Source organism: Allobosea sp. 05T439 (genome assembly GCF_056396005.1).
In genome coordinates this window covers 74,410-95,798 of sequence record NZ_JBFTKP010000025.1, presented here as the reverse complement: position 1 = coordinate 95,798, position 21,389 = coordinate 74,410, and the positions used below count along the sequence as shown (strand labels likewise).

The window sequence follows — 21,389 nt, the reverse complement described above, 5'->3', positions numbered from 1 at the left end:
GTTCTCCGACACGTAGTCGTCAAGATACTCGGGAAGCAGGACACCCTGCCGACGGTCTTCAGTCTCAACGAAGCGCTTCATCTAAGCTCCCGGAGCATCACCTCCAGGAATCCTAGCCGACTCGGCTCTTTTCACACAGCCTCGGTGGTTTGCTGAAGTTGATGGGGAGCCGATCGAGTGTCGTCATTGCGCCCAACTTCGGACATGCGGTGCCTGCCCAAAACCTGACATCGTCCAAGCGTCAACGACAGGGCCCCTCACGACAGAGGCCGTGCAAAAACGCGGTTGCACCGTTTTCCAGAACAGCGGCCGGTTTTTCGCAGGGGGCGATGGCGCGCATCACGTAACGTCGGTTGTCTTCGACTGACGTGCCTCGCTCAACGAGCGGCGATATTCGCTCGGCAACCGGCCAAACGCTGCCCTGAATTTCCGGCCGAAATGGGTCATGTCCGAGAACCCCCAGCTGTAAGCGATATCACTCACTGTCCGGTGTGATTGTGCAGGGTCTTCGAGGGCTTTCCTACAGCGCGCCAGCCGCCTCTCCTGGACGACCCGCGAGATCGACGTGTTTTCATCTGCCAGCGCGGCATTGGCGTAGCGCAAGCTCACACCGGCCGCAGCTGCGACCGATCCCAGATCGATCTGCGGTTCATGCAGGCGCGCTTCAATCGCGGCGCGTACTTTCAGGCGGACCAGCGAACGAGCCGACGAAGCGCGCTGCGCTTGTTCTCCGCCGACTTTTCCCAGCGACAGCGCGATCAAATCCAGTGTCTGGCTCCTGACGGTTTCTTCCGCCACTGGGCTTAGGCGGTCAAGGAACGTCGGCAGCGCTGCCAAAAATGCCGAGGTCAATCCGATCTCAGCCTCAACCGGCCGAAGGGTGCGGGCAGCCGCCGCCCGTATGGGGCCTATGCGCGCTTCCAACTGCTGCCTCGGTACTTTGACCACCAGCAGTTGAGAKCCGGCAGAGAACTCCCCCGTATAGGGCAAGCATGGATCGAGGAGCGTCATGTCACCTGAGTCAAGCAAGGCATCCCTACCCTCTTGCTCCAGCATCAACCGACCTGCTGCTTGGCGACAGATCAGGATCTCATCAGAATTCGCATTCGCGGCGTGGGCGGCACTGTGAACCACGGCCATCGCCGCATTGCTGAATTCGACGAAGCCGAGGTCGGCGAGGGCGCCCGACCGAAGCTCCGCATKAAATTCCGGCCGGCAGCGCGGCCTGGAATCGTGATGGGTCACGTTCTGGCAGGCGACGCTGTGCCAGTAGTCGAACCGGTCGCGACGCGGAACGTCCGCCGTCGAGAATACCAACTTCATTTCAGCCTCCCAGCCTGGAAGCACGGCCGATCATCAGTGCCCACCCAGCCGATCACCAGACGCATGAGTCGAATAAGGTTCATGAAATCACAAACATGGCGATGGCTCCAATATGGATAAAATCTACAAATCCGATTTTGGCGATCTAATACTTCCGGTATTGTCGCGTGACCAGCGCGACGGTGAGCATGATCAACTCACCTACAAAGTGGATCTAAATAGCCTCCTCGACCTGTCGAGAGATGGGATACTCGTTGGCGATCTGACCGATAGGGATTGCCCACTGATATATGTTAACCCAGCGTTTGAGCGCATAACTGGGTATACAAAGAACGAAGTAATTGGGAAAAATTGTCGCTACCTTCAAGGAGGAGACCGCCTCCAGCCAGAAATCGAATATGTGCGTACGGCGATCGATAATCGTCTTAGTGTTTGCGCAACATTTCGTAATTATCGCAAAGATGGAGAAATGTTCCGGAATGAACTTAGGCTTACGCCAATCAATTTTTATAATGGTCAACCAACCCATTACCTAGGGTTGATGCGCGACGTAACAGTGCGTAAGCGCGCGTTGGATTGCGTCGAGCACAGTGCACGCATCGATCTTTTGACCGGCGCGCTCAACCGCGATGCATTCGCGGACGAACTTACTCGCCTCGCAAGAGAGAAATCCGAGCCGATCCTTGTCACCAAGCTCGATGTTGCGGGATTTCATGACATCAACTCGGGCTATGGTTACGATGCCGGCGATGAGGTGTTGGCGCAGATTGCCGAACGCATACGGAGCGTGGGCTTCGCCATCATTTCACGAACGGGATCCAATGAATTCGCGATCGCGCAGCCGCTAGGGCACCAGAATAACACGCTAGAGACGATCAATTTGATCCGCTCCGCTTTGGCGTCAGACTTTCTCGTGTCGGGAGCGACAATCAACATTCGCTTTGCCATTGGCTTCGTCGTCGGCGTTTCGACTTTGGACACGACGAAGTTGATGCACCAGGCCGACTTAGCCCTGCGACGTTCCAAGTCCAGCAATTTTCTTGAGGTGTCCGAGTTCAAAGCCGAGGATGAGATGCGCAGCCGCAATCGCATCCGGATGACTAGCGAGATGCAACAGGCGCTGGCAAACGACGAGTTCGGATTTCAATATCAACCCAAGATTGATCTCTCGACAGGGGCCATTGCGGGGGCCGAGGCCTTGCTACGCTGGCGTCACGGCCTGTTCGGCACGCAACTGCCGGGTAGCTTCATCGCCCATGCCGAGGACACGGGGCTTATCCTCGAGATCAGCAGGCGCGGGCTACGCGCTGCGGCAGACTTCGCCGCCCGGATAAATCAGGGGCGTAGCCGTGCGCTCAATCTCTCAATCAATGTGTCAGCCATCGAGTTCAGACATCGCGATATGCCTTCATTCGTGAACGAGATTATTTCGGCGAGCGGCGTCGATCCTCGCTGGATCACGCTTGAACTCACGGAAAGCAAGATGGCGGAGACCTCGCCCGCGATGATAGCCATCATGACCCGACTGCGAAAGCTCGGCGTTGGCCTCTCGATCGATGATTTCGGAACCGGCTACGCCAATCTGCGCTATTTGGAGGAGTTTCCCATCACCGAACTCAAAATCGATCGCAGCTTCATCCGCAGCCTTGGGCAAAGCCGATCGAAAACGATTATCGTCGAAGCGATTGTTCGTCTCTCCGATGAACTGGGCTTCCAGATCGTCGCAGAAGGCATAGAGACGCACGAGGAATGCGCGCGGCTGAGAGATTTGGGATGCCACTTTGGCCAGGGTTTCCTGTTCGGCAAGGCGATCGATCCGGAGGCCTTCGCGGAAGTCGTCGCGCAAACGGTGGCATGAGCGCAACTCGATTCGAGCCGAGCTGCCAGAGGGCAGAGTCCGAGAAGGGCCAGCCCTTCGCGTTGGCCTCGCGCCCAAACCGACCGCCCGGAAGCGGACATTCTGGTGGCCACACCTCGACTTTCGGACAGTGCGCCGCGAATGTCCGTATTGGGTCGACTCCGGAAATAGCGATGACGCGCCGCCTATGTCTCGGTGGGAATCGGACGGCCAAGATCAAAATCTGACCGAGGCAATCAATGTCCCTAAGCTCTCGTCTGGTCGGCATTCGGATGCCCGCGGTCGCTCTGCGTTCAACAACGGGGCGAAAGGTCGATCTGGCGTCACTGCCTGGAGGACGCACGGTGATCTATTGTTACCCTCGGACGAGTGAACCGGGGACGCCTGCGCCTACTGGCTGGGATGTCATTCCCGGCGCTCGAGGCTGTACCCCGCAGGCCTGTGCATTTCGTGACCATCATGACGATATGGCTCGCGTTGGAGCGACCGTGTTCGGTCTCAGCACCCAAGCAACCTCCTATCAGCAAGAGATGGCGACACGTCTGCACCTACCCTTTGAAGTGCTGAGCGATGAGGACTTCCAGTTGACGGATGCGCTGTCGCTTCCAACGTTCGTCGCGGACGGAATGCGCCTCATTGAGCGGTTGACCTTGGTCGTCAAGGACGGAGCGATCGAACACGTCTTGCATCCGGTAACCAGGCCCGAAAAGAGTGCGGAAGACACGCTTGAATGGCTGTCAGCGCATCAGGTTTAGTTTCGCTTTGGGTCCGGGAACCGAAGTCAGGCGAGACCCTTGGCAACGTCTGCTTCCGGGCGGCTTGCATGGCGCCGCTTGTTGCGCGATTGGGAACAGTCCAACGGCAAAGGCTATGAGCAGGAAGCCACGTCGCTCCGGCTGCAGGGCCCCTCGAACCTAAACCCCCAGCAGCTCGTCATAGGGAATGATCCGCAGCATCTGCTTCACCCGCATGGCGTCAAAGCGGAGTTCCTTCGGCGGGTTGTACTGGGAGACGACGATCGTCTTTGCGCCGCGGGAGACCAGGGTCTTGACGTAGACGGGGCCCGGCTCGCCATCCTCGTCGGAATAGAGCTCGAGCAAAACCTCGTCGCCGATCTCGGGGCGGCGGCCGTCCTCGTCGGCATAGATCTTCTTTCCCGCGCGGTAGAGCGGGTACATGCTGTTGGTGATCAGGTTGACCGCGAAGGCGCGCTTGCGCCCGGCCAGCGCCGGCGGCCGCGTCGTGCGCTCCAGCACATCGCCGTTCAGCCGGAAATCGCCGTCCTCCTCGCTGCCGCCCACCGCCGTGCCCATCACGGGCAGGTCGCGCGCGCCGCCGAGCGGCTTCAAAAGCTCCGGCTGGCCGGCGATTGCGGCATTGGGCTCGGGCTCGTCATCGCCTGACATCAGGGCGCCGTCCAGGATCAGGTGCTTCAGCCCGACGGCGGCGAGCACGCTGGTCAGATGCTTCGAGCGCCTTGTCTGGCCGTCCTCGATCTTCTTGATCGCGACCTGGGAGACGCCGATGCGCCGCGCCAGCTCGGCCTGGGACCAGCCAAGCGAATTGCGGGCATCCTTGATGAGCGGGCCGAGTTCCATAGGCCAATCAATAACTTAGGATATCGAGAACGTCTCGATAACTTTTGTGATTGACTAATCATAACTTAAGTTATCAATATGCGGCATGAACCCAGCCGCTCACCCAACCTCAACCCTCCCAGCCACGCCGCTGGCGCCAGCGACGCCCGTCGTCTCCACCACGCCTGCCGATCTCATCCCGCCGCGCGATCTCCTGCGTCGTGAGATCGACCGGGCCGGTTCCGAAGCCAGGCTCGCCGCTGCCGTCGGCTGTTCGCAGGTCGCGATCAACAAGGCCAAGCGCGCCGCTTCGGTCTCGCCCTGGATGGCGCTCAGGCTCGAGGCCGCGACCGGCGTTTCGCGCCAGCATTGGCGGCCGGATCTCTGGCCGGCCGACGGCGTGCCCTCTGCGCCGCCGGAGCCCGCCGTGCCCAGCACCCGTGCGCATCCCGGCCGCATCGCCCGGTTTCGCCGGGCCTGCGAGGCGCAACTGGCCTTCCCGCTGGACGGGGTGCGGCCATGACCGCTCTCCCGATCAAGGGCTATGCCAGGGAGTATGGCAGCGCCGAAGAGATGCTGGCAGCCTATCGCGCCAGGCAGGCCCTGCCGTGGAAACAGGCGGCAAAGCCGGACGAGCCGGCGCCGGTGGTGGCGGCCGCAGGGCCGGAGCGCGAAACCCGCGCCAAGCCCGCGACAGGCGCCTGCGAGGCCGACACGAGCGCGGCGGGTAAGTCGCAAGAGGAAGCCCGGCCCGGCGCCGTGCCCTGGGCAGTGGTGCGCAAGCAATACCGTCTGCACCATGCCAGCACGCCGCTGCGCGGGAGGATGCAGGCTGGCACGATCATCGCGGCCGTCGCTGCCGAGACCGGCATCACCATCGATGCGATCAAGGGCGAGCAGCGCGTTGCGCGCATTGCCGGGGCGCGCCAGCTTGCGATCTGGCGGGTGGCGGATGAGACCGAATTGTCGCTCTCCGAGATCGGGCGGCTGTTTCACCGCGACCACACCACCGTGCTTCACGCCATCCGCGTCACCAATCAGCGCCGCGGCGCCGATGTGCGGGGCTATGGCGGGGTTCCCGTTGCCCGGACCGAGGGCAAGAAACCTGCGAACCGGGCGCCTGCCTCCGGAGGCACGCGATGAGCCGGGCCTGGATGCCGCTCTATGTCGCCGATTATCTCGCCGATACCGGCCATCTCAGCGCGGCCGAGCATGGCGGCTATCTCCTGCTGATCATGCATTACTGGCAAAATGGCGGGCTCCCTACCGAGGACCGCCGGCTGGCCCGCATCGCCCGGATGTCGCCGGCGGAATGGGGCGCGAGCCGTGACACGCTGGCCGATCTCTTTGCCGAGGACTGGGTCCATAAGCGCATCGATGCCGAACTGCAGGCGGCAGCCGAGGCCAGCGGGAAGGCCAGGGCCAAGGCCGTCAAGCGTTGGCAGGTCCATGCTGCGGCAGATGCCGGAGCAGATGCTGCGGCATGTGCTGGGGCAGATGCTGCGGCAGATGCCGCAGGAGTGCCGGGGCATGTGCCGGAGGCATGCAAATCACAATCACAATCACAATCACTAATTCAATCACCCCCAGCCCCCAGGGGGACTGGGCGCGCCAGGGCGCTTCCTGAGCACCGGGAGATCGAGGCTGCGCTCGGCGCCGTGCTCTCGAAGGAGCAGGCTCAGGCCGTCATCGCCCATCGCCGGACGCTGAAGAAGCCACTGACGCTGCATGCGGCGAGACTTCTGGCGAACCAGCTTGCCCTGGCCGCCGAGCCGGACCGCGCCGCGGATCTGATGATTTTGCGGGGCTGGCAGGGTTTTGCGCCGGAATGGGGCGTCAATGCCGGGCTCGCGCTTGCCACCCCGCCGGACCAGTCCGGGAGCGATGCCGGGGCCGGCGTCAGGATCTCGCCGGTCGACGATCCCGAAGCCTGGGATGCCTGGCGGCAGGCGAGGGGCGGCAGGCCGCTTCCGACCGACAGGACCGGCTGCTGGACCGTGCCCAGCCGGCTTCCCCCGACGACCCCGCAGCCAAGCGAGCCAACAGCATGACCGAGACACAAGTACCGCCAGCGGGCGTCGCCGCACGGGTCGCACCAAGCCCCCAAACCCCAGCAGAGCAAACCCCAGCAGAGAAAGACGAGACGATGGCACGCGCAGGACGCAAACCCCGCACGGATGTCGGCCGCTACCGCAATGGCCGGATCAGGAATGCCGAGCGGGGCGAGCGCCCCGAGAAGATCATGGCGGTGGCGCTGGCGCAGCCGCACCGCAAGGGAAATGCCTCGCCGATGGCCGGCTATGCCTTTGGCCGGATGTTTCTGGGCGGGATGATCGACCGGCGCCAGTTCGAGGCGGCCGAGACGGTGACGCGCCGCTTCGTGCGCTATCATCGCCACATCACCGACAGCCTCCCAAAGCTGCCGAGCATGGTCGCCGAGCTGGTCGCGGGCACGACAGGCGAGGGGCCTGAACTCGACGTCGAGACAGTCGCCAAAATCCGCTCGCAGTATCGCGAGCTGCAGGACGCGCTGGCCGATTCCGGCCTGCACCATGACGGCAACGCCATCCTGATGCGGGTCTGCGTGCTCGACCGCGACATCACCGACCACGCGACCATGGGCATTTTCCGCTGCGCGCTGAACGTCATCGCGCATCGGCTGCGCTTGAGCTGATGCCGTAGCTCACGGTGGCGAGCTGCGCCCGGACCAGCGATGGCCGGGCGCCTTTCCGTTTCGGGCAGAACAAGGATGCCGCCACTGCTTACAGGTGCGCCGTGGCGTCTGCTTCAGCCCACAACCATCCCCGACAGGTTTACGGGGCAAGCCGGCATCGCGCCGGCCTCGTCGGTTCTTTTCAGGCTGCAACCCGCAGCTTCAACCCGAGCGCCTTCATCACGCCCATCAGGGTTGAAAGGCGAGGGTCTCCCTTCTCGCTGAGCGCGCGATACAGGGCTTCGCGCGTCACGCCCGCATCCTTCGCCACCTGGGTCATGCCGCGCGCCCTCGCGACCTCGCCAAGAGCCTTGGCAAGAAACGCCGGGTCATCCTCATCGAGGGCGGCCTCGATATAGGCGAGCTGCTGCTCAGGGGTTTTGAGATGCTCCTGGATGTCGAAGCGGGTCGTTTCGAGGGGCATGTCTCAGGCCTCCTGTGCCATGCGCTTTGCCTTGGCGATATCCGCCGATTGGCTGCTCTTGTCGCCGCCGCACAGCAGGACAACGATCGTCCTGCCCTGCTGGATGAAATAGACCCGATACCCCGGCCCATAGCTGATCCGCATTTCGCTGACGCCTTCGCCGACCGGCTTGACGTCGCCAAAATTGCCGTCCTCCATCCGTTGGATGCGCGTCGCAATTCGCAGCTGAGCGTTGGTGTCGCGCAAGGCCCCGAGCCAGCTGGAGAAGATCCTGGTCTGGCGGACTTCGAACATTCGTAACTTATAAGTTACGGCGCGATGAGCGTCAACGGATCGGGAAACAAGGGCTGCAGTCCCGCCGCGAGCGAGGCGAGCGAGCCGACAGGATCATGGCGGTGGCGAGCTGCGCCCGGACCAGCGATGGCCGGGCGCTTTCGCGGTTCAGCCCCGGATCATCCAGGCGAGGTCGAGCGCGTCGGAGCGCACCGAGGCGGCCGCCACCGTGGGGTTTTCCTTGCAGACGGCGCATTGGAGCGAAACGCGTTCCATCGCCAGGGCGTGAAGGGTGTTGACCTCCTCCCCATCGGCCCCCGTCTCGATCTCCTGCACGGCTTCCGGGCTCAGGCCGAACTCCAGGGCAAGGTCGTCCTGGCTCAACCCGCAGGCCTGGCGAAGAGCGGCGAACTCGGCACGGGTCATCGGGCAACCTCGCTTGGGGCGGCAGATTCCGGGCAGCGCTGCAGCCGGGGAGGCGACCGCCCGGCTGAAGGAGCATACGAAAAAACCGGCGACCGGTCAGGCGATCAAACGTGCCTTGCGTCCTGTTTCGACGAAGACGCTCTAAACTATCGGAGTCGAGCACGTTTTCTGCGTTCGGACGATCTCGTCGAAACGCAGCCTGAGCTAGGCCTTGTCGACAAAGCTGCCGTCCTGACGATGCATGGATTTGCCTGGGAGCGCGATTTCGCCACGGAAAACGGTCGCGACCCTGCCCGTCAGCCACACGCCGCTTCCAGCCTTCCAGGAAACACCCACGCTTCCACCATCACAGATGACCTCGACTTCCTCGTCGACAAGCCCACGGCGGATGGCCGCCACGGCCGCGCCGCAAGAGCAAGATCCTGACCCCGCCGGCACGCCTCCGCCTCGCTCCCAAATGCGCAGCCTTATGCGCTTCCGGTCCAGCACTTGAACGAAATGGACGTTGGTTTTTTCAGGAAACAGAGGATGGTGTTCGATCTGCGGCCCTGCCGACCAAGGGTCGATCGCCGAGAGATCATCAACGAAAAACGTGCAGTGCGGATTGCCCATGCTGCAAGCGGCAGGCTCGCCATCGAGCGGCAATCGCAATGTGTCGCAAGGCTCGGCGAGGGGAATGTCGCGCCAATCGAGCTGAGGTGCGCCCATATCGACGCTGATAGGCCCGTCCTGTGTCGACAGGCAGCGCAACACGCCTCGCTCGGTGCGCAAGGTCGTTTCCTGGCTCGCGGCCTCCTTCATCATCAGGTGAGCGACGCCGCGCGTTGCACTGCCACACGCACCCAAGGTCGTGCCGTCTGGATTCCAGAAGGTGAGACGAGCGGCGGCATCGTCGCAGGGAAGCACCACCGCCAGTTGGTTGAAGCCGACGCCGCGGTTCCGGTCGCCAAGGAATCTCGCGACATCGGCATCAACCGGATTGGGGCTCGTGCGTGCATCGACGACGACAAAGTCATCACCGTTGGCATGCATCTTTACGAAGCTGAGAGTCATGCGCTTTCCCAGTCAAATCCGACGGTGCAGCCATGCGCTGCCCAGACCCCGGCATTGAACGTGGGCTGCCTGCCCAAGGCAATAACGGCGCGTCTTGACGCACGGCTGACATGTCGATTCAACGCGTCGTCCTGGCGGAAGCCTTGGGCGAGCGGATCGGTCTGGCGGAGGATGCATGGGCGCTGGTCGCGCCTTTGCTGCCGGCTGAGCGCGGGCGTGGCTGCCGACCCGCACAAGATAACGGCCGGCGACGAGGCCCAGGACGTTGGACCGGCGCGGGTGATTTGCGGCCGCGCCAGGAATGACCGGCGCTTCGGCGTTCCGGTCTCGCAACCGTGCGACCCTGACTGAAGTCTCACATGCACGATGCGCCGGTCTTCCCTCGCCGATCTCGGCTTTCAATGCTCCGTCGCGGGTGAGCGCGACAAATGGGTGCAGTCCAGCCCGCGTTATCTCCTGGCCAACAACGTCCCCGGAGTTCCCGAGGCAACGATCACAAGGCTGAAGCAGCGCTGAGCGGCGCGGCGCTCCCCTCCATGGTCGGGGCCCGAGAACCTCCGCCTCACGGCACCGCGATCAGGTGGATGAGGCCAAGCGAGGTCGCCGCGAGCGCCAGCAGCGAGAGGATGACGGCGGCTGCGACGCGGGGGCCGGCCCGGGCGACGGAGCGAATGTCGACGCCGAGCCCGAGCGCCGCCATCGAGATAATGGTCAGCAGGTTCGCGATGGTCGCGAGCGGCGCAAGCAGGACCGCCGGAATCAGCCCTGCCGAGCGCAGCGCCGCCAGCACCAGGAAGCCGAGGATGAACCAGGGCACGATATGATGCGGCGCGATCCTGTKCGGGGCAGGGCGATCGCCAGCCGTCACGTGAGGTGCCGGCGCGTCCGTTTCCGCGCGCAGCCGGCCTGACAGCAGCGAGAGCACGAGGATGACGGGGCCGAGCATCAGCACGCGCACCAGCTTGACCAGGGTCCCGATCTGGATCGCCGCCTGGCCGGCTGGCGCCGTCGCCGCGATGACCTGGGGCACGGCATAGACCGTCAGGCCCGACAGGATTCCGAACTGGTGAACGCTGAGGCCGAGCGCCGGGATCAGGAGCGGCAGGCACAGCACGACCGCGACCCCGAGCACCGCGGTAAACGCGATCGAGGCGGCGACGTCCTCGCCATCGGCGCCGATGACCGGCGCGGTGGCCGCGATGGCTGAATTTCCGCAGATCGAATTGCCGCAGGCGACGAGGATGGCCATGCGCTGCGGCAGTCCGAGCAGGCGGCCGATGCCGTAGCTCAGCCCGATCGCGACGAAGACCACGGCGGCGATGCCAAGCAGAAGCGGTGCGCCGGCGCTGGCGATCGTGGCGGCGCTGAGCGACGCCCCGAGCAGCACGACCGCGACCTCCAGCAGCGTCTTCGCGCAGAACGAGATGCCGGCGCGCCAGCTTCTGGCGGGGCTCCAGAGCGACCGGACCAGGGTTCCCAAGAGAATGGCCAGCACGAGCGCCTCGAGCCAGGCGCGCTGGAAGAAGGCGGTCTCCAGATGCTCGACGGCGAGAGCCGCCCCCGACACGGGCAGGCAGAGCAGAAGGCCAGGTCCAAGGCGCTTCAGGCTGCCGGGGATCCGGCCGGTTGAGCTCGTTTGATCGTGGATTTGCAGCGTCATGGCGGCACCTGGCAGTTCGATGCGCCGTGTCTGGGCTTTTTCATTAAAGCAATCCAACATGTTGTTTGTCTTGTTTCGATCGATCCGATCGATCATTCCTACCGCGGGCTCCTTTCGGGCCGCGCAGGCCATCCGCGCGCTTCTCGGAGACGCGCCCGCCGCAATAGCGCGCGCAGCCGCAGGGATGACGGGGCTCGCGAACCAGGGCGCCGGTTGAAAGCCGCTGCGGCCTATGCTCTGACCGGCGCAGGAGGAAGGGTTTCATGCTTCGCCATGCCGCAATCATCGTCTCGCTCGCACTTGCCGGGTGCCAGGCCGCGAGCGACGCTTCGCCGGGGCCGCAGCGCACCGCTGTCCGGCCAGGCGCCGGCAATGCGACGCTCGAGGCGCTGGCGAACAGGGACGCCGCCGCCTGCATCCGCGAATCCAACAAGGCGGCGGCGAAACCGGTCAGTGGGGCGAGGGGCACCGGCGCAGACCAGGCGACCGCCCGCCGGAGCGACGCCATGAAGGCGGTCTATGACGACTGCATGGCCAGGCGCGGCTACGCCACGCCGCCGGCGTGAGTGGAGACGCCCGGCAGCGCTCCGTTGGCTCAGGCCGAAAGTGATACACAAAAATCGCATACAGGGGCTTTACATGCGTTTTTTGTGCATGCTATGCCTTTATTCAAGGTGGTGATTTGCGCCCGGGCCAGGGATGGCCGGGCGCTTTTGCGTTTCAGACCGCGCGCATTCTCTGCCGGTCCGCCAGGTCTTTGCGAGCCTCCGGCGCAACGTGCTCACATTAAGTATCTGAACTGGGAGCTGTTGACCCACATTATGCCATGGTTCCTCCAAGGGAAGCTTGGGGGATTATGGTGGCTGAGCAAGAAGTCCCCGCGATGAGCAAGCAAGAATTTGCTGTCGCCTATATCGACAACTGGGCCCGCGCGATCCGCCATACCGGCAAGATCCTGGTCGACCTGATCCCAAAAATCTACGACACGGCCCGGGTGCTGCGGATCATCGGCGAGGACGGCAGGACGCAGGAGATCAGGATCAACCAGCTCGGCGGCGTCGCCGCCGACGGCATGACGCCGCGGCTTTCGAATGACGTCACGACCGGCGCCTATGATGTCGCGCTGCAGATGGGGCCGAGCTATGCGACCAAGCGCGAGGAAGTCCGCGACGGCATGACGGCCTTCATCCAGGCGGCGCCGCAGACCGCGCCGCTGATCCTCGACCTCGTCGCCAAAGCCCAGGACTGGCATCTGGCCGACGAGATCGGCGAGCGCCTGGAAACCGTGCTGCCGCCCGAGATCCGCGCGCTGAAGGCGCAAAAGGCGGGCAGGCCGCTGCCGCAAGCGATGCAGCCGCCGCCGCCCGATCCCGCGCAACAGGCGGCGCGGCAGATGGAGCTGGCGACGCGCKAGGCGGAGCTGGTGGCCAAGCAGGCGGAGGCCCGCCGCAAGCAGGCCGAAGCCGGCAAGGCCGAGCTGGCGCTGGAGGCTGCGCAGGTTGCGCAGATGCTGGGGCGGGGGGGCGGGGGAGCAGGTGGCTGAGCCGCAGGCCGACCCGGCGCTCGCCGGCATGGCGCAGGCGATTGTCGAGCTTCAGGGCGTGGTCGGGGAGATCGTGCAGGCGCTGCAGGGGGCGCCGCCGGGTGAGGTGTCGGCGAGTACGCCGATGGGTTCTGGCGAGCCTATTGGGCTGGAGCCTGAACTGATGGCGGGCCTGATGCCGATCAACCAGCCGCCGCCCGCCGGGGCGGCGCCTTTAATGGCGGAACCACAGGGCCAGCTCCCGCAATTCTAGCCGCTTCGGGCGGGCCTTCGCAGGGTGCGGATGTGGCGGCGTTGACCGCGAAGCTCCCGATCGGGCGGCATTTCGGAGGCGAGGCGCCCGACGCGACGAGTGTCCCAGTTGGGAGTTCGTGGAGCGCCTCGCGGTGTTGCGATCGTCACCTCTAGACATTGAGAGCTGCCATGAACCTGCCGTTCGCATTGGACTGGGTTCCTTCTTGACAGTCCACAAGCGGCCAAGTTGCTCCGCGGACGAGATCGCGAGAGCCGGACGCCGCCCATTTCAAGCGTAGTGCGAACGCTCCAGGTCGCAAATTTGCGAGCTCAAGCACTTACCGTCTGCCCAACCTTCACCTAAGGTGTTCGTGGATTCGACACAGCACTGTCTTGACGCGACCCGGCGCGCAGAACTGTGACGGACACGCAAACGACCGTGGGGGAGCGGACGAATCTCTCATGGGTTCGAAGCGAGTGATCAATTAAGGCAGCTATGGCTCGTAGTGATCTTCTTATTAATCTCGTTCGCGCTGGCGCGGTCGGCGATCGTGAGGCGGTGCGCTCCACGGCCGAGGCGTTGGTCGCAGATGAGCGGGCTAAGAAGCACTATATTGTTGCCGATCGTCTACAGCGGGCCCTTTCGGCTGTACCGGTCACGCCGCCCGCGTTGACCGCCAGTTCGCAGCACCTTAACCCCGTCAATGGTCGCGAAGCCATTCTAGAGGTCACAGCTCGGCTGCGGCTCGATGATCTGTTGCTCCCGCTTCCCGCTCGGCAGAGCGGTGGTCAGCTTATCGAGGAGCACCAGCGCGCCGATGTTCTGCGTGCCAATGGCTTTGAGCCCCGCCACCGTGTCTTGCTTTCCGGACCACCTGGTAACGGCAAGACCTCGTTTGCAGAGGCCATTGCCGAAGGACTTGGTCTGCCATTCTACGTCGTGCGCTATGATGCGTTGATCGGCAGCTATTTGGGTGAAACCAATGCTCGGTTGCGCAAGCTCTTCGACTATGTACGTACGACGCCGAGCATCTTGTTCTTCGACGAGTTCGATGCGATTGGCAAGGAGCGCGGTGACACCCACGAAACGGGCGAGATCAAACGGGTGGTATCCTTCCTGCTGATGCAGTTGGATCAATTGCCTAGCTACGTTGTAGTTATCGCGGCCACCAATCATGGCGAGTTGCTGGACCGTGCGGTGTGGCGCCGCTTCCAGATGCGCTTGGCTATACCGGCGCCGCACCTAAAGGAAGTGACGGTTTTCCTTGATCGCATCTTGTCCGATTGGCCGAATACGCCGAAGATGACTCCGGCGAGAATCGCCGGCAGGTTGGGCAAGGTCAGCTATGCTGAGGCGCTCGATTTCTGTCAGAACGTAAGACGACGCCAGATTTTGGGGTTGGGGGAGATGGCTATTGATGACGCGTTGCGAGCCGAACTTGACTTGTGGGTTTCGCGAGTAACGCCAGAGGTCATCAATGCCGAGCGATCCGACGAAGCCACTCCTGAGGCTGACGCCGCAACCTGATCAACCGCGTCTACTTGGACGGCCCGCATACGTCCCACCTCCTGACTCATTTCMGCGCGATCGCCAGACGGGGACTTTCGGTCCCAAATTTACCCGATTGGCGGAGGTTCTTGCGCGCGGTGCCAATGCGCTTGAGCTGCGCGCCGATCCGTCCGGACTTGCGCCTGAACGATTGCTCGTCTTCGAAGTTCGAGGCTCGATCGGCGCGTTCGCCAACGCCGTACAAAATGTCGCCGGGCTCGAACTTGTCGATGAGGAAGAGCTCGAGACCGACGAAGGCGACCAGCAGCCCTATGCTTATCTGCTCGTTCCGGACATCGTCGCGCTACGCAATCTCGAGTCCCTCTGGCGCCGTTGGCAGAATGGCCAGTTAGTCCGAGGCGAAACACCTTGGGCGAATGTATTCGATCTGCTGAGGGACTTACGGCCTTGGGGGCCGCTTGATCGCGTCAGTAGCATCGATGCAAGTTTTCTCGCTGTTGTAATCGATGGCCGTGACGATGAGGAGTTGGTTAGGCTCGAGGTTGAGTTGGTCTACCGCGAGCGGGAGGCCGTAGCGAATGAGCAGGAGGCGAATGTCCGGGCGGCTATTATCGGTCGCGGAGGAGCGGTCGTCACTCGCGCCCGCATCGGCGACATCGGCTATCATGCACTATTGGCGGACATTCCGGTGCGAGCGGTCCGGGAGATCTTGGACCGACGTTCCGAGGGCATTGCCGGCCTCGAGCCGGTCTTACACATTCGACCCCAAAGCGCACCGACCACGATCGAAATCGCCGATGTGGCTGAGGAACGCGAAGCCGCCGCAGCGAGACACCCGCTGGGAGACCCGATCCTCGCGCTGCTCGACGGGGTCCCGGTCGCGGCCCACCGCTTACTCGCAGACCATATGGATCTCGACGATCCCTTTGGCCTCGAGCCTGAGGCGCTAGTAACCAGTCGCTCTCACGGCACGGCGATGGCGTCGCTGATCGTGCATGGCGATCGCAACCAGGCGGAAGCAGCGCTTCCGCGTCGCATCCACGTTGTACCGGTGATGGGCAACAATGACGAATTTCCAAGCGATCGGCTGATTGTCGATCTCATCTATCTGGCGGTCGTTCGATTGCGCGAGCAGCGCCCAAACGTAATCATTGTGAACCTGTCGCTGGGCAATCGGTTTCGGCCCTTCCACGGGCAATTGTCGCCGTGGGCTCGCCTTCTCGACCGTCTGGCGGGCCGCTTCGGCTTGCTATTTATCGTCAGCGCCGGCAATGCGACCACTGACTTCGGTGTGCCCGCTTATGCAACCGGGTTCGACTATGAAGTCGCAGACGGGAACCACCGCGCAACGTCGATGATCGGTGCGCTCCACGCGCTCATCGGCGAACGCCGGATATTCTCTCCAGGCGAGACTGTGAACGGGTTAACGATCGGCGCGTCCAATCGGGATGCCGTACCGCCTGCTGAGCGCGCTCTCGCCCGAGCACTTATCGACCCCTATCCTTTGCATGAGGCGGCGAATCCATCGAGTACACTTGGGCCTGGTTTTGCCCGATCAGTGAAGCCCGATATCTTGATGCCGGGCGCGCGCGAGCATATGCAGATCGTCCGCAACCACGCTCATATCGAAGTGCGTCCTGGGCGGGCGTCACGCGGCGCGGGCCTTAAGGTCGCGGCGCCTCCCGCGGGGGGACGGGAGAACCTCGACGGTTATACTAACGGCACTAGCGCGGCGGCTGCCCTAGCGTCGCGCACCTGCCATCAGATTCACGACGCGCTCGAGGCGAGTTACGGCGATGCATTCCTTTTGCTTCCGCCTATCGAGCGAGCGGTCTTGCTGAAGGCCTTGCTCGTTCACCCTGCACGCTGGCCTCGCAACGTCGCTGACCTCATCAAGGCGACGGTGGGGCCATGGGGCCGCGGCCAGGCCAGCAAGCAGAAGGATAATATCCGCCGTTTCATTGGCTTCGGCTGCGTCGATGCCACGGATGCGGTGGCCTGCGCGGCGGATCGCGCCACTTTCTTCGTAACCGGCAGCCTGCGGAACGATCGAAACGTCACGATTGAGGTACCCGTGCCTATCGCCATGGGTGGCAAAGCGCGCCCGCACAGTCTATCGGCAACTCTCGCCTGGTTCACGCCGGTCGCGCCCGGTCGCAAGAGCTATCGCACGTGTCGCCTGAAAATTCTGAAACCCGCGTCAATCGGCGAGCTTGGAGTGAGCAGCCACAGTTGGCAGCCAGACGAAAACCAGACGAACCGGGGAACAATCTTCTCTCGATGCTGGGATGGGAGCGATGCCCCTGTCGTCGCTGCTGATATGACCATTCCGTTGATCGTACAGCGCGATCCGGACCAAGGCACCCCGATTGACGAGCCCGTGATCTTCGGCTTGGCCGTCACACTGGCCATGCCCGGCGAGGTAGCATTGTACGACGAAGTCTATGCGCGCGTGAGGCCGCCGATCCGCGCTGCCGCGCGGCCTTGAGTTCGGCGCCATCAGGATGCTGTCGCGGTAGACGCCGTCGCGCTTCCAGTCGCGCCGGCGCCGCCCTTCAATCTGGAAGTCGAGCCCTCGTAGAGGGCACACGCCGTCGCGTTGTCGTCGAGAAACCAGGTTGTGAGCCGATGGCCGGCATGATGCCGATGGACCAACCCTGCCTTCGGGCGCGCCCCGGACACTGGCTGGTGATAGACATCGAACGCCGTGGCGTCCCTGGTGGGGACGGGCTTCGGACAGGCAGCGGTATGAGCCACGCAAAAGGGAATGTGCGCGACAATTCGGGCGCCGTGATACGGCCGCCGATCGCCTGGGCGATCGGGGTGCTCGTCGGGCTCGGGCTCGAATGGCTCTCTCCGCTGCCATTCCTGGCGCCGGAGATGCCGGCGGGCGCGCTCGGCGGCATCCTGTTCCTCGCGGGCCTCGCCCTGCTGATCTGGGCGGCAACGACGTTTCGCCGCGCAGGGACGCAAATCCAGACCACCCAGCCGACGACGATGATCGTCGAGGCGGGGCCGTACCGTTTCACGCGCAACCCGATCTATCTCGGCATGGTGCTCGGCCTCATCGGCCTCGCCGTCGCCTTCAACAGCCTGTGGCTCTTCGTCCTGCTGCTGCCGTTCTATCTCGTCATCCGCTACGGCGTGGTCGCCCGCGAGGAGGCCTATCTCGATCGGAAATTCGGGGACGTCTATCGCGCCTACAAGGGCCGCGTCAGGCGCTGGCTGTAGCGAGGCACGGCGCTGAGAAGGGCCCTCTCTCAGGGGTCCTTGCTCGTTTCGCTTCCGACAGTCGCTTGCGTCAGGCCGCCTGGGCGTGTCCGGGCACGACCACCGCCGACAGCGCGATGCCGATGGCCTCCGGGTCGTCCTTCAGCGCACCATCGGCGAGCGAGACGACGCCGACGAGGCGCTTGTYGCGGTTGACCACCGGCAGGCGCCGCACCTGGAGTTCGCCCATGTTCTGCGCGACATCGTCCATGTTCTCGTCTTCGAAACAGTATTTGACGTCGTGTGTCATGATTTCGCGCACAAGCGTGTCATGGCCGCGCCCCTCGGCGACGGCGCGGATGACGATGTCGCGGTCGGTGATCATGCCGACCAGATGGTCGTTGTCGCCGACAGGCATGAAACCGATATCTTCGGCCGCCATGCGTCGGGCGACCTGCAGCAAGGTCTCGTCCGGTCGGGCGATCTGGGCGCCCCTGGTCATCACATCCGATACGATCATGGTCTGAACCTCCATTCCTTCGGGGATAGCGCCTAAAGCTTCGGCAGGCCGTTCGGCTGATCCTGATTGCAGGCGATCGCGCGTCGGGACCGAGGACAGGACGGGTTGCAAAGACGATCCGCTTTGCGCATGTCCTGCTCCGGCGGCACTCCCCAGCCAACGAAGTACGCGGGCGAGGGTTCCCGATGGCGCCTTGAGAATATCGCTTAAGGGATGGCCGCCGCAGCTGCCGCGCGCCCCTGGCCGGGATGGCTTGCGAGCGGGGCCATGCCGGGGGCTCAGGAGTTGAAGCGACCTCAATCGACCTGCGCGTCTCCTCGTGACCTGCCTGTGCAACCGTGGCGGGAGAACGCTTCGCGAACCTGCGTTCGGCAACCGGAACAGAGGGGGAATCGAGGCTGCAGAAGCCGACCAACGTCGCATGAATAAGCCGAGAAAGGACCCGCCGCGGGCACGCGCTGCCGCGAGCCGGGCCTCCGTCCAGCGGGCGGCGGCCGAGGCGCAGCCGGGTCAAGGCAAGCTGGATCAAGGCAGCCATGGTATGGTGCGACAGGCGGTCGCCGTGATCCTCGCCAATCCCGTGATGATCGAGGCCTACCGGGCCGGCATTCCCGGGAACGGCAAAGCTTTCCCCGATGGCGCCAAGATGGCGAAGATCCATTGGAACCCGGCAAAGAACCAGTACTTCCCGGACACGACGGTACCGGGCACCCTCCATGACGTCGACTTCATGGTGAAGGACAGCACGAGGTTTTCAGATAGCGGCGGATGGGGATGGGCCGTGTTCAACCATGACGCTGCGGCCAACACGTTCACACCGGGCACCCTGACTGACCAGCCGCCGCAGGGGAACGACGCCAAGTGCGGATTCTCCTGCCACACGGGCGTGAAGGCCCGGGATTACGTCTTCACGGAGTACGGCAAGCGGTGATGGGCGGACGGTGAACGGACCCGATCAGGCCCGGCGATGGCTAAGAGCACGGAACAGGACTTGACTGCCGTGGCTGCCTCCCGGGCCCTCTCACCAGGACAGCGATGGCAGCCGACGAAATCGCTCGCGCAGGCATCGTGTTGTTCGATGCAGCCCGCCTAGAGCAGGAGCCAACCGAACACGACATTCAGGGCGCTTACCGCTGCACTGGCGGCAAGGAGCACGCCCATGCTTCTCCGTGAGCCCGGCGTCCGCTTCCGCCTTGCCGTCAGGAGGGGAATATCCCGCAGCAGCGACACGGACTGGCTTCCGAATGCCAGGACGCCGCCGAACGGAGCCGCCAGGCGCCGCCACGCAGGCCCCATCTCCGGAACTACAATGGCCGCGCCCCCCACGAGTATGAGGAACAGCCCAATAAAAGCCAGGGCGGTGAGGATGAACGAAGACCGCCATTGGGAGGCTTGGACGTGCACGGTGAGCCCTCGGCAGCACTGAGTTGCCAATCTTAGAGGGCCGAACTCCGATCGGTCTATCCCAAGGGCAGGGAGCAATCCCGGTTGCTGGCCAGCCCTGAGATCCAGGCCCTTCGGGCAGACGTGCGCATGATGCGGATGCGGCCGGGATGACCGCGCCCCTGCCGAACCGGGCGGGACTTGGATGGGGACACAAGGCACCCGGGGCGAGGAAGTCTCGGCGGGTGGAAAACAGGTTTGGGCCGGGATGCCGAAAGCGCATGCTCAAAGCAGCGCCAGGCCGATCCCGCTCGCAGCTGTCATCAGGACGACGATCCAGGGCGGGGCCTTCCAGATCGTGAGGAGGGCGAAACCGACAAGGGCGACAGCGAAGTCGCGCGCGTCCAGGATCGCGCTCGTCCAAACCGGGCTGTAGAGCGCAGATGCCAGGATGCCGACGACCGCGGCATTGGTGCCGCGCATGGCCGCCTGCGCGAGCGGCCGGGTGCGGAAGGCGTTCCAGAATGGCAGCGCACCCGTCACCAGCAGCAGTCCGGGAAGGAAGATGGCCGCAAGGCAGATCGCGGCACCGGCGAGCCCGTTGGGCAACGGCGTCATGGCCGCACCCAGATATGCGGCGAAGGTAAACAGCGGCCCCGGCACGGCCTGCGCCGCACCATACCCGGCGAGGAAAGCGCCAGGGCTGATCCAGCCAGGCTGCACCACGGCGACTTCCAGCAGCGGAAGGACGACATGGCCGCCGCCGAACACGAGCGCGCCGGAGCGGTAGAAGGCATCGAGGAGCGCCACCCCGTGCGCTCCCGTGGCCGTCGCCGCCAATGGCAGGCCTGCGAGCAGCACGAAGAACAGCGCCAAGGCCACGAAGCCGACTGGCCGCGATACCGAAAAGGTCAGATGGCCGGGCTGGATCGTCGCGGCGTCCCGACACAGCCACACGCCCGTCAGGCCGCCCGCGAGGATGGCCGCGATCTGGCCGAGCGAGCCCGGAAAGAAGACCACGACCAGGACGGCCCCGAGCGCAATGCCGGCCCTCGGCTTGTCCGGAGCGAGGGAGCGCGCCATGCCCCAGACTGCCTGGGCCACCACGGCCACGGCGACGAGCTTCAGGCCATGGATCAACCCTGAGCCGATGGGACCGCTGAAGACTGTCGCACCAAGGGCGAAGAGCACCAGCAGCAGGGCGGAGGGCAGCGTGAATGCGCACCAGGCCGCGAGCCCACCCAACGGCCCGCCCCGTAGCAGACCGAGCGCATAACCGACCTGGCTGGAGGCCGGACCCGGCAGGAACTGGCACAGGGCGACGAGATCGGCATAGCCGGTTTCATCGATCCATTTGCGCCTCACCACCAGCTCATCCCGGAAATAGCCGAGATGGGCGACTGGGCCTCCAAAGGAGGTCAGGCCGAGCTTGAGGAAGGTCCGCAACACTTCGCCCGGCGTGCCGGAAACGGCGGTCCGGGTCGCCTCGTTCGGCTCACCCGGTTGGGCCGGAGACGCTGAGCTGTTCTGCACGCTGCATTCCACTGACGACTGACCCGCCATGCGCTCTACCGCGCGAGAGGTCCGGGCGGAAGCCGCGAGCAGCCCCTGGACCGGAAAAAGCACAGTCCCGGAAATCCGCGACAGCCCGGACCCTGTTCCTTGCCCGCGAGCAGATCGGG

Annotated in this window: 22 protein-coding genes; 13 read left to right on the top strand and 9 right to left on the bottom strand. The window is 64.1% G+C overall.

Annotated elements, in window-relative coordinates:
- Positions 1-339: 339 nt before the first annotated feature.
- Positions 340-1,323, bottom strand: coding sequence for an AraC-like ligand-binding domain-containing protein (locus AC1DIO_RS24345; RefSeq protein WP_476854215.1), 984 nt, complete (start codon positions 1,321-1,323; stop codon positions 340-342).
- A gap of 112 nt (positions 1,324-1,435) precedes the next feature.
- On the opposite strand from AC1DIO_RS24345, the gene AC1DIO_RS24340 reads away from it, so the two are divergent.
- The gene (locus AC1DIO_RS24340) at positions 1,436-3,181 is read left to right on the top strand and encodes a putative bifunctional diguanylate cyclase/phosphodiesterase (RefSeq protein WP_476854214.1); all 1,746 of its coding nucleotides are present in this window, start codon (positions 1,436-1,438) and stop codon (positions 3,179-3,181) included.
- A 239-nt stretch (positions 3,182-3,420) separates the two neighbouring features.
- Positions 3,421-3,936 carry a peroxiredoxin gene (locus tag AC1DIO_RS24335; RefSeq protein WP_441507617.1) on the top strand — a complete coding sequence of 172 codons (516 nt, stop codon included), beginning with the start codon at positions 3,421-3,423 and terminating at the stop codon, positions 3,934-3,936.
- Between the two features lie 159 nt (positions 3,937-4,095).
- Here AC1DIO_RS24335 and AC1DIO_RS24330 read toward each other — a convergent pair whose 3' ends face one another.
- Positions 4,096-4,779 carry a helix-turn-helix domain-containing protein gene (locus AC1DIO_RS24330; protein WP_441507616.1) on the bottom strand — a complete coding sequence of 228 codons (684 nt, stop codon included), beginning with the start codon at positions 4,777-4,779 and terminating at the stop codon, positions 4,096-4,098.
- 85 nt (positions 4,780-4,864) lie between these two features.
- On the opposite strand from AC1DIO_RS24330, the gene AC1DIO_RS24325 reads away from it, so the two are divergent.
- The 4 genes from AC1DIO_RS24325 to AC1DIO_RS24310 all read left to right on the top strand — a co-directional run bounded on the left by AC1DIO_RS24325 (position 4,865) and on the right by AC1DIO_RS24310 (position 7,432).
- Complete coding sequence (locus AC1DIO_RS24325) at positions 4,865-5,281, top strand: hypothetical protein (RefSeq protein ID WP_441507615.1); 417 nt, start codon at positions 4,865-4,867, stop codon at positions 5,279-5,281.
- Complete coding sequence (locus AC1DIO_RS24320) at positions 5,278-5,901, top strand: helix-turn-helix domain-containing protein (protein WP_441507614.1); 624 nt, start codon at positions 5,278-5,280, stop codon at positions 5,899-5,901. The genes AC1DIO_RS24325 and AC1DIO_RS24320 overlap by 4 nt, the downstream gene beginning before the upstream one ends.
- A complete protein-coding gene (locus tag AC1DIO_RS24315; protein WP_476854213.1) occupies positions 5,898-6,809 on the top strand; it encodes a YdaU family protein in 912 nt (303 codons plus the stop codon). The genes AC1DIO_RS24320 and AC1DIO_RS24315 overlap by 4 nt, the downstream gene beginning before the upstream one ends.
- A gap of 95 nt (positions 6,810-6,904) precedes the next feature.
- Positions 6,905-7,432, top strand: a complete 528-nt coding sequence (locus tag AC1DIO_RS24310; protein ID WP_441507612.1) for a hypothetical protein — start codon at positions 6,905-6,907, stop codon at positions 7,430-7,432.
- Positions 7,433-7,613: 181 nt separating this feature from the next.
- Here the strand turns inward: AC1DIO_RS24310 and AC1DIO_RS24305 are convergent, their stop codons facing one another.
- From AC1DIO_RS24305 to AC1DIO_RS24285, 5 genes are all read right to left on the bottom strand, one after another.
- A complete protein-coding gene (locus tag AC1DIO_RS24305) occupies positions 7,614-7,895 on the bottom strand; it encodes an addiction module antidote protein (protein ID WP_441507611.1) in 282 nt (93 codons plus the stop codon).
- A 3-nt stretch (positions 7,896-7,898) separates the two neighbouring features.
- Positions 7,899-8,189, bottom strand: coding sequence for a type II toxin-antitoxin system RelE/ParE family toxin (locus AC1DIO_RS24300; RefSeq protein ID WP_441507610.1), 291 nt, complete (start codon positions 8,187-8,189; stop codon positions 7,899-7,901).
- A 147-nt stretch (positions 8,190-8,336) separates the two neighbouring features.
- Positions 8,337-8,594 (bottom strand): helix-turn-helix domain-containing protein, encoded by a 258-nt coding sequence (locus AC1DIO_RS24295; protein WP_441507609.1) that lies wholly within the window; start codon positions 8,592-8,594, stop codon positions 8,337-8,339.
- A 204-nt stretch (positions 8,595-8,798) separates the two neighbouring features.
- The gene (gene dapF / locus AC1DIO_RS24290; protein WP_476854212.1) at positions 8,799-9,647 is read right to left on the bottom strand and encodes a diaminopimelate epimerase; all 849 of its coding nucleotides are present in this window, start codon (positions 9,645-9,647) and stop codon (positions 8,799-8,801) included.
- Positions 9,648-10,209: 562 nt separating this feature from the next.
- Positions 10,210-11,307: a YeiH family protein gene (locus AC1DIO_RS24285; RefSeq protein ID WP_476854211.1), complete on the bottom strand. Its 1,098-nt coding sequence runs from the start codon at positions 11,305-11,307 to the stop codon at positions 10,210-10,212.
- Between the two features lie 263 nt (positions 11,308-11,570).
- Between AC1DIO_RS24285 and AC1DIO_RS24280 the strand changes: the two genes are divergently transcribed.
- The 6 genes from AC1DIO_RS24280 to AC1DIO_RS24255 all read left to right on the top strand — a co-directional run bounded on the left by AC1DIO_RS24280 (position 11,571) and on the right by AC1DIO_RS24255 (position 17,825).
- Positions 11,571-11,873, top strand: coding sequence for a hypothetical protein (locus tag AC1DIO_RS24280; RefSeq protein ID WP_441507605.1), 303 nt, complete (start codon positions 11,571-11,573; stop codon positions 11,871-11,873).
- Between the two features lie 317 nt (positions 11,874-12,190).
- Positions 12,191-12,850: a portal protein gene (locus AC1DIO_RS24275; protein ID WP_476854210.1), complete on the top strand. Its 660-nt coding sequence runs from the start codon at positions 12,191-12,193 to the stop codon at positions 12,848-12,850.
- Positions 12,843-13,103: a hypothetical protein gene (locus tag AC1DIO_RS24270; RefSeq protein ID WP_441507603.1), complete on the top strand. Its 261-nt coding sequence runs from the start codon at positions 12,843-12,845 to the stop codon at positions 13,101-13,103. Before AC1DIO_RS24275 ends, AC1DIO_RS24270 begins: the two co-directional genes overlap by 8 nt.
- 477 nt (positions 13,104-13,580) lie before the next feature.
- The gene (locus AC1DIO_RS24265; protein WP_476854209.1) at positions 13,581-14,612 is read left to right on the top strand and encodes an AAA family ATPase; all 1,032 of its coding nucleotides are present in this window, start codon (positions 13,581-13,583) and stop codon (positions 14,610-14,612) included.
- A gap of 97 nt (positions 14,613-14,709) precedes the next feature.
- The gene (locus AC1DIO_RS24260; RefSeq protein WP_441507601.1) at positions 14,710-17,082 is read left to right on the top strand and encodes a S8 family peptidase; all 2,373 of its coding nucleotides are present in this window, start codon (positions 14,710-14,712) and stop codon (positions 17,080-17,082) included.
- 260 nt (positions 17,083-17,342) lie between these two features.
- Positions 17,343-17,825: a methyltransferase family protein gene (locus tag AC1DIO_RS24255; RefSeq protein WP_476854208.1), complete on the top strand. Its 483-nt coding sequence runs from the start codon at positions 17,343-17,345 to the stop codon at positions 17,823-17,825.
- Between the two features lie 70 nt (positions 17,826-17,895).
- Here the strand turns inward: AC1DIO_RS24255 and AC1DIO_RS24250 are convergent, their stop codons facing one another.
- Positions 17,896-18,324, bottom strand: coding sequence for a CBS domain-containing protein (locus tag AC1DIO_RS24250; RefSeq protein ID WP_476854207.1), 429 nt, complete (start codon positions 18,322-18,324; stop codon positions 17,896-17,898).
- A gap of 421 nt (positions 18,325-18,745) precedes the next feature.
- Between AC1DIO_RS24250 and AC1DIO_RS24245 the strand changes: the two genes are divergently transcribed.
- Positions 18,746-19,255 (top strand): cytochrome P460 family protein, encoded by a 510-nt coding sequence (locus AC1DIO_RS24245; protein WP_441507598.1) that lies wholly within the window; start codon positions 18,746-18,748, stop codon positions 19,253-19,255.
- A gap of 737 nt (positions 19,256-19,992) precedes the next feature.
- Here the strand turns inward: AC1DIO_RS24245 and chrA are convergent.
- A complete protein-coding gene (gene chrA, locus AC1DIO_RS24240; protein WP_476832757.1) occupies positions 19,993-21,240 on the bottom strand; it encodes a chromate efflux transporter in 1,248 nt (415 codons plus the stop codon).
- Positions 21,241-21,389: the final 149 nt, after the last annotated feature.